Source organism: Allostigmatella hybrida, assembly GCF_020103775.1.
Lineage (GTDB): Bacteria > Myxococcota > Myxococcia > Myxococcales > Myxococcaceae > Hyalangium > Hyalangium aurantiaca.
Genome location: NZ_JAHXBH010000070.1, coordinates 1 through 1,514, shown reverse-complemented (window position 1 = coordinate 1,514; position 1,514 = coordinate 1). Strand labels below are relative to the sequence as shown.

Sequence of the window (1,514 nt, the reverse complement as noted above, 5' to 3'; positions counted from 1 at the left end):
CACCCCTTTCAAGATGTTGAATCAATGCGCCCGGAGGCGAGGACTCGGGCCGTGGCGACGTGCTGACGTGCAGTGCGTCCTGAGACGTAGCCCTTCTTCGTTTTCTTTTTGGGCCCCCGCGGGTGCTTGCGTAGGCGCTTGGGCTGAGCGTGCTGCGCGATGCGGACGAGGGTTCGGCTGAGTTGGAGAGGAGACTGCTCGTCGAAGGCGGTCCAAACGTCATCCCCCACGGCAATCATCATCCCGCCATAGGTGGCCTGCACTTCGGTAGCAACGAAGAAGGGGGAGAGTTCAATGCCCTCGGCCTTGGCCTCAGGGTGCGCCGCCTCGACTGCCGCCTGGATGACCGCCAGGATGTTGTAGGCCACCACGGCAGTCCCGAATGCGAGCAGCGCCGCTCGTGGATGACCCAGCGTCCGCACCTCACTATGGAGCGCAGACTCCAAGCTCTGAAACATGCCTTCGATGCTCCACCGTTTGCGGTACAAACACGCTACCTTCTCGGCGGAGAGCTTTTCTTCGGGAGCGTTGGTGAGCAGACGAATGAGGGGCTCCCCCTCCTCGGTGGGCTCATCCAGCTGAAGTTCGATGCGACGCAGCGTGAGCTGGCGCCCACCGTCGTCCTCCACCTGGACGGGCTGCTCGAAGACAACGCCCGTTTCCACACGGCCCACCCTCCTTCGCTTCCCTACCTCTGTAGGGCTGGGAGTGCGTCCATGCTCTCGGATGATGAAGGCGGCGTGCCTGTCCTCCAGGCCAAAGACAATCCGAGTCGTGGAGAAGTTCCTATCGGCTATCCACAAGTCACCCTGCTGGGCGTGCTCCAGCACAGCAGCCACCAGTGTCCTTTCCTGCGCGTGCGCGTCCTCACACGGCACCACGTCCACCACCAAGCCCTGCTCTGGTGCGTACACCACCAGCGAGTGCCCGGGCAGGGCGGCGCCTCGAAACTCACGCAGCGGCTTGAGCCTTTTCTCGCTGGCAGGCAGATGATTGCCGTCCATGACTCGGACGCGATAGCCCTCTGCCCAGGGCTTCTCCCCTGTCCTCAGCGGCTGGACTACAGGCTCCAGTCGCTGGGCGCTGCCACGGACCAGAGCTCGCACCAGGCCCGGCTCCATTCGATTCACCTTCTCGTAGAGCGCAGCGACCGAAGTGCCCACCTCTGTGGCCTTGGCGGCCGCATGCAGCGAGGGACGCAGCCCCATGGCCACCACGGACATCAGCTCTACCACGGTGGAGAACAGCAACTCCCGGGTGTACTGCCTCTTCCGATGCGCCTCGAACAGTGAGTCCATCCACTCCGCGCTGACGGCACGCTGCAGCACCAGCCGTGCCATGACACTCACCGGGCTGTTTTTTACGAACCGCTCAAGGACTGCATCGAAGGCCATCACACTTCTCCAGCTGCGGGGGCCTCCTTGAGTCGCGGCAACAGTCCTCTATTCCCTCGGGAGCGCGCAGGGCGCTCACTTCCTGCTTTCTCTTGTTTTATAGACACCTTGAAAGGGGTG

Annotated in this window: 1 protein-coding gene; it reads right to left on the bottom strand. The window is 63.0% G+C overall.

All coding sequences use genetic code 11. From position 1 onward, the window contains the following. Positions 1-8 precede the first annotated feature (8 nt). Complete coding sequence (locus KY661_RS37045) at positions 9-1,340, bottom strand: IS4 family transposase (RefSeq protein ID WP_225414674.1); 1,332 nt, start codon at positions 1,338-1,340, stop codon at positions 9-11. Between the last annotated feature and the right edge of the window lie 174 nt (positions 1,341-1,514).

Coding starts and splice junctions, on each gene's coding strand:
- KY661_RS37045 (WP_225414674.1), bottom strand. CDS start 1,340: ATGGCACGGCTGGTGCTGCAGCGTGCCGTCAGCGCGGAGTGGATGGAC.